The 8,565-nt window shown below is 61.8% G+C and carries 5 protein-coding genes; 4 read left to right on the top strand and 1 reads right to left on the bottom strand.

Annotated elements, in window-relative coordinates:
• On the bottom strand, positions 1–563 hold a 563-nt coding region (locus VJR29_04615; GenBank protein ID HKY62683.1), incomplete at its 3' end, for an MFS transporter.
• Between the two features lie 77 nt (positions 564–640).
• Between VJR29_04615 and VJR29_04610 the strand changes: the two genes are divergently transcribed.
• From VJR29_04610 to VJR29_04595, 4 genes are all read left to right on the top strand, one after another.
• Positions 641–808 carry a hypothetical protein gene (locus VJR29_04610; protein ID HKY62682.1) on the top strand — a complete coding sequence of 56 codons (168 nt, stop codon included), beginning with the start codon at positions 641–643 and terminating at the stop codon, positions 806–808.
• Positions 809–1,022: 214 nt separating this feature from the next.
• Positions 1,023–5,570: a hypothetical protein gene (locus tag VJR29_04605; GenBank protein ID HKY62681.1), complete on the top strand. Its 4,548-nt coding sequence runs from the start codon at positions 1,023–1,025 to the stop codon at positions 5,568–5,570.
• A 129-nt stretch (positions 5,571–5,699) separates the two neighbouring features.
• The gene (locus VJR29_04600) at positions 5,700–6,272 is read left to right on the top strand and encodes a MarR family transcriptional regulator (GenBank protein ID HKY62680.1); all 573 of its coding nucleotides are present in this window, start codon (positions 5,700–5,702) and stop codon (positions 6,270–6,272) included.
• Positions 6,273–6,568: 296 nt separating this feature from the next.
• Entirely contained in the window at positions 6,569–8,479 is a 1,911-nt protein-coding gene (locus tag VJR29_04595) for a radical SAM protein (protein HKY62679.1), read from the top strand.
• Positions 8,480–8,565: the final 86 nt, after the last annotated feature.

Raw genomic sequence — 8,565 nt, 5'->3', positions numbered from 1 at the left:
TCGGCGCCTTTGGCCGGATGGGATTCGCCGAGCCGCAGCCAAGCATAGAGCCATGTGAAGGCGCCGAGGCCGGCGGCAGCGAGGATCGGCACCGAATAGCCGTAGACCGAGAGCGCTCCGCCCAAAGCCGGTCCGAAGATGAAGCCGATTCCGAAGGCCACTCCGATCAAGCCCATGCCTCGGGCCCGATTTTCCGGCGTCGTCACGTCGGTGACATAGGCCGAGGCGATGCCGATATTGGCGCCGAAGATGCCGGAGAGAATTCGTCCGACGAAGAGCATGGGCAAGGATTTGGCCAAGCCGAGGATGACCAAGCCGACCACCCCGCCGGCGATGGTGCCGAGCAGGACCTTGCGCCGGCCGATCCGGTCGGAAAGCCTCCCCCACAGAGGGGAAAAGAGGAATTGCATGGCCGCGTAGGAGGTCAGCAAGCAGCCCAGGACCGTGGCATTGGCGCCGTAGGATTCGGCGTAGAAGGGCAGGATGGGGATGACGATGCCGAAGCCGATCAAGTCGAGCACGACGACGCTGAACAAAATCAGAAGCGAGCTCTTGGAATTCATTGGGATCGAATTCGCATGGAAGCCCAGCAATCTCAAGGGATTCTTGACGCGGATCGAGCCAGCAGGTATGAGGCCTCATGGATCATTTCCTTCACATCCTCTCGCTGCCCGACAATATTCCGATCGTCATCATGATGGTTTCGGTGATCTATCTCACCTGGCTTTCTTTCAGCGAAGCCCGGAAAAACGACAAGCTCACCGACGAGGGCAAAGCCGACCAGATCTACCGCCGCATGGTGGAGTAGCTCCCTCGAATTTCCCCGCAACTCGCCGACCCCATTAGCGATAAACCTGCGAATTTCTTAATTTTGATTCCGGGTTTCTGCAATGGTCACGAACGCCTTAGGGGGCCGTCCCACTGTCCATATCGGCCTTGGCGAGGCTCAAGCTCTACTTGCGCGCTCTGCAAGTTTATCCAGTGAAATCAATGGTTTTTCGGTCGACGCCGCTCGGTCGGCCGTGGCCCAAGCTTTGGTCTTGGCGAGCCAAGGCCACCCCCCGGCCCAGGCCGCGGCCGACCGATTTCTGGAGCTGCGGCGCCAGTATCCCGGATGGAGGTTGAGTCGGGTCCTGGAGGGCCTGCCGGTTTCCGACCGCGAAAATCTTCGATCGCAGCTCGGCGCCGCTTCGCTGAATGAGCTGATCTCCTTGGGCGAGGAGGGCGATGCCGAGCTTTTTTTCAGCGGCTTGCTTCGTTTGACCGGAAGCGCCGCGCGCAACCGCAACGCGGCCTGGGCGGCGACACTTTACCAAGGGATGGCCGAGGGGCTTGGCGCCTTCGCGGCGATCCCTCCCAGCCTTCGGGCCCGAGCCCGCGAGGAAGCCGAGGTTCTGCAAGGCGGCGGCAGCTTCGGTCGCCGGGCCGAACATTTCGCCGGCCATTTTGTCCGCGAGGCTTCCGATCCCAGCATGATCCTCGGCATGGGTGTCGCCGGCCTGGCCTTCAGCACCGTCCGCATGGGCGCCTTGGCCAACTTGGCTGCGCGGCCGGCTTCGGCATGGACTCGGGGCTTGGGCGCCCGTTTCTTGGCGTCGAGCGCCGCCTTTCCGGCCGAAGTGCTGGCCTTCTGGGGCACCGGCCGGGCGGTCACCGCGACGCTGCATCCGGAAAATCTTCGCTGGGACCGCGAAACCCTGAGCCATGAATTGGCCTCCCAAGTCTTGACCCTCGGCTTCCTCAAGCTGAGCGGCGCCGCCAGCTCCCATCTCTTCGACCGCTTTCACGGCCTCTCGGCCGGGTCGGCGGCGGGCGCGCCGGCCTTCACCCGATTTTCGCGCCAGGCTTTTCATCAGCTCGGGATGTTCGGCGGCATCGCCGCCGGCCACTATGCCGAAACCCGCTTGGGCTTGCGGCCCGACACCGGCAATCTTTGGAGCGATTCCTTCCTGACTCTCGTCCATTTCAACGCCGGCGCCCGAATCGCCAACACCGTGCTCGGACCGGCTCATGCCGCCCGGCTTCGGGCGATCGAAGCCCGGACCGAAATGCTGGGTCGCCCCCGGCCTTCGGGCGAAGGAGTCGGGCCCTTCGGCCGGCAGACTTTCGCGGTCACCCCGGAAGGACTCCGCCTGCCGCTGCCGGAAGAGCCGCCGGCCCGGGCCAACATCCTGATGATGAGCAACGAGGGCAGTGACGGCAGGTGGGATCCGGCCCAGCGGGTCAGCGGCGATCCGGCCGCCTGGCATGTCGCCGGAACCTGCAAATCGATCCTCCGCGCCCTGATCGAAGGGGAGTTGCCGATCGCCGAGCGTTTTCAAATGTCCCAATTCCTCCTCGGCCACATGGAGGCGGCCCGGTCCATTTATGACCGCCTCTATCAAAGCGACATGAAGTCAGGTGAAGGCCGGCCGATCGGCGGCTCCTGGAAAAACCTCGACGTCCTGCTCCACTCGATCAACCGGCAGCATTTCGAAACCTTGAGCGACACTCTGTTCGAATGGAACAACCGCTTCCGTTTCCTGCAGAGCGAGCTCCGGCAGCGGGCCAACACCGGCGGCCAGCGGCAACGGCGCAACATGCGTCGCCTGTTGGACAGCGTCGACCTGAAATACCTCGAAACCCGGCGTTATCTCAACGACGCCGAGTCCTATCTCGGCGACGACAAGGGGTTCGGCGACGGTCCGCGCTCGAAATCGGTGTTCGCGGCCGAGAATTATCCGCGGCTGATCCAACGCTTCCTCGACATCAACTCAAGGCTGGAGCGCTACATCCAAGGCAAGAGCGACCTCGAGGGAATCTTCAAGGCCTACCGCTCCAATCCGATCGAGCGACGTTTGCCGGAAATCGCGCCGGCCGAGATGAGCGCGGCGATCGAGGCCGCCGGCCTGTCGGGCGCGGCCTCGCGCCGGCTGGAAGCGGCTTTGGAGCGCGACGATTTCTTTTTGCGCGGCCAAGATCGGGTCTCGCTCCACCGGATGCTGAGGGTCTGGGCGGCCGAGCCGGACCTTCGGATGGTGGCCCAGGGCCGGCGGGCGCTCGAGAAGTATTTGAACGTCACCGAGGAAATCTGGAACTTGCTGGACGCCCCGGGCCGGACTCAATGGGATTTGGCCCATGACGAGATCGTCGGCGACCGGTTTGCCACCGAGGCCCTCCGCCAGAAGTTGACGATTCCACTCGAGAGCAGGGTGGAGGATGCCGAGGCCGTGGTGACGGGATATTTCGAGACTGCCCGCCGCCTGCAGAACCTCTTGGTGAACCATCGGCCCCAGCCCCGGGCACCGACCGCCCCGGAATGGCCCGAGCTTCGCGGCCAGCTCTTGCGGCTCCGCGACCGCGGAGTTCTCGGGGTCGAGACGGTCAACGGCCTGCTGCGCTGGTTCGAGCCGCCCGAAACCGAACGCAGCTCCAATCTCATCCTCAACATGCGGGGCGACGCGGTTTCGGGCTTGATCGATTTCCTCCGCAAAGGCAGCCATTCCGAGATCGACCGCCGCGAAATTTCGAATTTTCTCGGCGAGGTGGTCGGCCGCCGCGACCACCGGATGCTCGGTGTTTTGTCGATTTACTTCCAAAGCTACCAGCTCGGCATGATGCGCGACCGCCTCCAAATCCGGAATCGGCCCTCGGCCGATGCCCTGAGCGATCAGCTCGCCAAAGAGGCTTACGACCAATTCCTGGAAGCGATGCGGAGCACGGCCCGCTATTACGCCGAGAACCGCGATGTCCGCGGACCCTTCTTCGAGGTTTTTCTCAAGCTCGAGCGCGGTCACGACGACAACAATGCCCAGCTGGCGGCCCCGATCCTCCACGCCGCCCAAAGGCTGGTCGGTGACGGCTACCAGGTCGAGCTGCTCGGCCGCGGCGGCAGCGGCGAAGGGGTTTTTTTGGCGCGCTCCTCGAAAGATGTGGTGACCGCCACCGTCTCCTCGATCCGTGAGCCCTTGACCTCGCGCGATCACCTGGAGCACTGGCTGGACCGGGCCGAACGCGAGCTTCTGCACAACGGCGACTATCAAAAGATTCGGAACGGCAAGGAGCGCTTGGTCTTGATTCTCCAGATTCCCCATATCCGTTCCGGCGTGAAGCGGGAGAACATCCAGATCTGGGCCCGGGATTATCTGGAGGCCCATCCGGGCCTGGCCGAGATCCAATTGGTGATCCCCGATAAGGGCAACAACGTGGTCAACCCGCTCGATTCGACTTTCTTCCAGGTCGCCCGGGTGACGCGGGCCTTGCCGACCACCGAGGCTCTCATCGAGAACCAGCTTCGCGACCTGGAAAGCTCGGAAGGCCCCTGGAGCGCTTACGCCAGCCTCATTCAGATGCGCCGCGAATTGGCCGAGCATCGGAGCGCGGCCGATTCCGAATTGGCCCGAAGCTTCCGCTATCCCGATCCGGTGGCTTACTGGGAGCAGCGGATTCACGGCCTTCAGCAAATGCTGGTCGCGGCGAGCGCGGCCGAGGCTTCGCCCCAATCTTTGTTGAATACCCAGAACCTGGAGAGGCGAGTCGTCCGCACTCAGCAGCTGCTGGCAGAAGCCCGGCGCATTCAACGGCTCAATCAGGACAATTGGGATCTTTTGGCCAACGTCGCCCCCCGTTTCATCGACGATCGCGGCTATCGCCGCCTGGCGGAGGAAATGTGGAGCCGAAGGGCGGTGTCGCTGGAAGCCTGGGGCTGGAACTCCTTGAGCCAAGAAGGCACGCCCCACCAAAGCACCGAAGTCCCATATCCTTCCTTCGAGCAGCGCCGGGCTTGGTTCCAGGAAGCGGTTCGGATGATGGTCGGCATCGAATTCCCGGCGGCTCGTTTGCCGGAGCTGCTGGACTTGAGCCCGGTCGGATACCGGGTCGGCTCCTTGCATTGGAGATTTCTAGACCGAAAACTCAGTCTCAACGGCGACTTGATTCCGCCGGGCGGCGCCGCCTCGGCGGCCTCGGTCCCGGGCGAGCCCGACACCGGGACCTTCGGCATCGGCTTCTCCCGGGACCCGCGCCAGGGCACCCGCCGGCTGGAGTTTTCGACTTTGACCCTGCCGCCGCATTTGCGGGGCAACGGAGTTGGCACCCATTATTTCGCGGAATTGATTCGGCTGGCCAATCGTCTCAACCTGGATACCATCGAGAGCCCCGACACCTCCGGCGACCATCGTTACACCATGGCGGTCTATGGAATGCGATTCAGGAATCCCGATGAGCGCCGACGGATCGTCATTCCCTTCGACGGCTGGCTCACCAACCACATCATGAAAATCCCGGAGCTTCGCGGCTTCGACACCTCCTTCTTGAGTCAAATCCAGTCGCCGCGACAAGTCGCCACCGCCCATTTCGATCCCAGCGTCGGCCGGCTGGTCCTTCAACCTTGGGCTCCGGGCGGGATGGGCGGCAATGGGCCGGCCGAGATTCCCCGCTACTATGAGGTCGGCCGGCAATTTCTCTTGAGCGAATCGCGGTCTTACCACGGGGTCTTCGACCTCGCGCCCAACTCCTACAGCATGCGGACATTTCGCGAATATTTACGCCGGCGGTTCCCGAACGAGGTGCCGCCGGAAGAGGAAAATTAGTAGGGGCACCCCTTGCGGGTGCCCTGTCTGCAGCCCCAGCAATCTCCTTGCTCAAGGGCGACCGCAAGGGCCGCCCCTACCAGCCCGGGGGTTGACCCCCGCGATGGCCTCTGCTAGTGCGGGCCCTCAATGGCAGCGGAAAGCCCCAATAAGAAATACTCGGTGGCTCTGGAAAAGGCCCTCGACCGTTTCATCGAAAGCGCCGGCAAGATCTCGGCCAACATGCTGGGCATGGTGAACAAGGTCGGTGGCCAGATCTACGCCTTGCTCTTTCTTTCGCGCGAGCCGCTTTCGCTCGACGACATTTCCGAGATCCTCCAGGTCAGCAAGGGCAACGTCAGTGTCAACATCCGGCTTTTGGAGGAGTTCAAGCTGGTCAAAAAGATCTGGGTGAAGGGGAGCCGGCGCGACTATTACGAAGCCAACCGCGATTACCCTCGCAAGTTCCTCCGCGGCTTCTTCGATCGCTTGCGCGAAGGCGTCGACGAGAGCATTCGGATCATCAACCGCTGTCACACCCAATTCAGCGAAGCCTTGGACGAAGTGGAAGAGGGCAACCAGATCGAGGACGCCCGCTTCATGCTGCACCAACTCGACTTGCTGAAGATGTTCTATTCGGCGGCTTCCCAGCTCTTCGAAGATTTTTATCAGGGCCGGGACATCAACACCGAGCTGCTTCGCCGAGTCATATTAGAAGAGTAGGGGCGGGGCTTGCCCCCGCCCAAGGCATGGACTCACTTAGGCAGACCGGGCGACCCCAAAGGTCGCCCTTACGAATTTAGTCTCTGTACACCTCAAATCTTTCCCAAATCATTTCCGTTCCTTCCCTCCACCCTCGCCGGAGCCATGGTTTTTGACTTGACCGACGCGGTGAATCAATTTACAAGCTTGCGAGCAAAAAGTGTTGTAAAATCAAGTATTTAGAATGTTTTAAAATTTGAGAATCCTGACGTGTCGATCCCTCATTTTCGAGGACCTGGTGGAGAAAAAGGAGAAATATGGGACAGAGTAAAATTCTCGGCAAAGCGCTGGTCCGGGGCGCCAAGATCGCCTGGCCGGTTTTTCAATTCCTCAACAAGCAAGTCAAGGACGGCAAGTCCATCCAACCGAAGTGGGCTCCGGGGCCGCTGCTCAAGAGCTACGAAAAGACGTTCCCCAAGCTGGGCTATCCCCGCACCACCGATTCGCTGTGCCCGGGCTGCGTGAAGGAAGTCCGCGAGGCCATCATCCGCGGCGAGCGGGATTACACCGAGCTGATCCACGGCAACCCCGGCGAGATCAAGGCCCAGATCATCGAGCGCGACGGCCAGGTGTGGATGATCAAGGATTGTCCCAAGCACGGTCATTTCGAGGACCTGATGGCCCTCGATTCCAAGTTTCTCTCGCGCATCGAGCGGCTTTTCCCGGGCCGCGACTTCAAGTCGCCCAAGACCGAAGTCCGCAACCACGGCACCTCGACCATCAAGTACGGCCGGGGCTCGGTCCTCACCGTCGACCTGACCAACCGCTGCAACATGATGTGCGATCCTTGCTTCATGGACGCCAACCAAGTCGGCTACGTCCACGAGCTCAGCTTCGACGAGGTGAAGGAAGTCCTCGACAACTCGCTGAAGATCAAGCCGCGCCGCCAGATGTCGGTGCAGTTCTCGGGCGGCGAGCCGACGATGTCGCCGCACTTCATCGAGGCCGTCAAGTACGCCAAGAAGGTCGGTTATTTCAGCGTTCAGGCCGCGACCAACGGCATCCGCTTTGCCGAGGACCCCGAATTCGCCGCCCAGGCTTATGACGCCGGCATGCGCTTGGCTTATCTCCAGTTCGACGGCATCGGCAATGAGAACAACGAGCACCGCAAGATCGGCAACCTCTTCGACGTCAAGCTCCGCGCCATCGAAAACCTCTACGGCGCCGGCATCGACGTCGTCCTGGTCGTGACCATCGTCAATACCGTCAACAACCACCAGATCGGCCCGATCATCAAGTTCGCGATCGAGAACAGCGACAAGATCAGCTTCATCGCCTTCCAACCGGTCTCCTTCACCGGCCGCGACGAGGACATCAGCGACGAGGATCGCCGCAAGATGCGCTACACGCTGGCCCACCTGGCCCACGACGTGAAGAAGCAGACCGGGCTCACCGAGCCGCTTCGTGACTGGTTTCCGCTTTCGGTCGGCAGCATCTTCTCCAACCTCTCGGACATGGTGAAGGGCGCCGATCAGGATTGGGGCAACATGAGCTGCGGCTGCCATCCCAACTGCGGCGTCGGCACCGCCTTGATGGTCAACAAGCGGACCAAGGTCTACAAGCCGGTTTCGGAGTTCCTCAACATGGAGCAGTTCCTCAAGGACTGCGAGCGGATCACCGATGCCGCCCGCGGCGCCAGCTTGACCAAGGCCCAAATCGGCATGGCCTTGCTCCGCAACATCGACCCGAGCAAGTTTCCCGAGGGCCTCACCCTCGAGCAGCTCATCGAGAAGTTCGACAAGCAGAGCGGCGGATCAATGAGCGAAAAGGACTACGGCACCGGCGCCGAGCGGAAGAAGGACGAATGGCTCTTCCTCTTCGTCGCCGGCATGTGGTTCCAAGACTTGTTCAACTACGATTTCCGCCGGACCGAGATGTGCATCATCCCTTACGGAACCCAGCAGGGGGAGATTTCCTTCTGCGCCTACAACACCGGCGTGGGTTGGCGGAACATCATCGAAAATATGTATAAGAATGCCAGCGTCGGCGAATGGTACCGGCAGCACGGTCGCCACAAGGTTTACGCCGACGGCAAGGCCATGCCGCTGCCGAGCTTCGATCATAGCCTGAAGGTTGATCCCAAGCTCATCGTTAGCAAGGCCGAGGCCAAGAAGCTGGCCGAAGAGCAGGTCGAAGTTCCGGCCACCGGCACGGACGGAGCCCGCTGATTTTTCTCCTCCAGGTCTAAAGCCCCTCGCCGCGTTGATGGGCGAGGGGCCTTTTTCTCCCTGATTTCGGGTAGGTGAGGCGCGGC

The sequence above is a fragment of the bacterium genome, assembly GCA_035281585.1.
Classification (GTDB): Bacteria; UBA10199; UBA10199; order DSSB01; family DSSB01; genus DATEDP01.
Note: the sequence above shows the minus strand (reverse complement) of the source record. Positions and strands in the feature narration are given on the sequence as shown.

What these genes read in the sequence shown, in the direction of transcription:
- VJR29_04600 (HKY62680.1), top strand. Translation starts at nt 5,700, where the DNA reads ATGGCAGCGGAAAGCCCCAATAAGAAATACTCGGTGGCTCTGGAAAAG.
- VJR29_04595 (HKY62679.1), top strand. Translation starts at nt 6,569, where the DNA reads ATGGGACAGAGTAAAATTCTCGGCAAAGCGCTGGTCCGGGGCGCCAAG.
- VJR29_04610 (HKY62682.1), top strand. Translation starts at nt 641, where the DNA reads ATGGATCATTTCCTTCACATCCTCTCGCTGCCCGACAATATTCCGATC.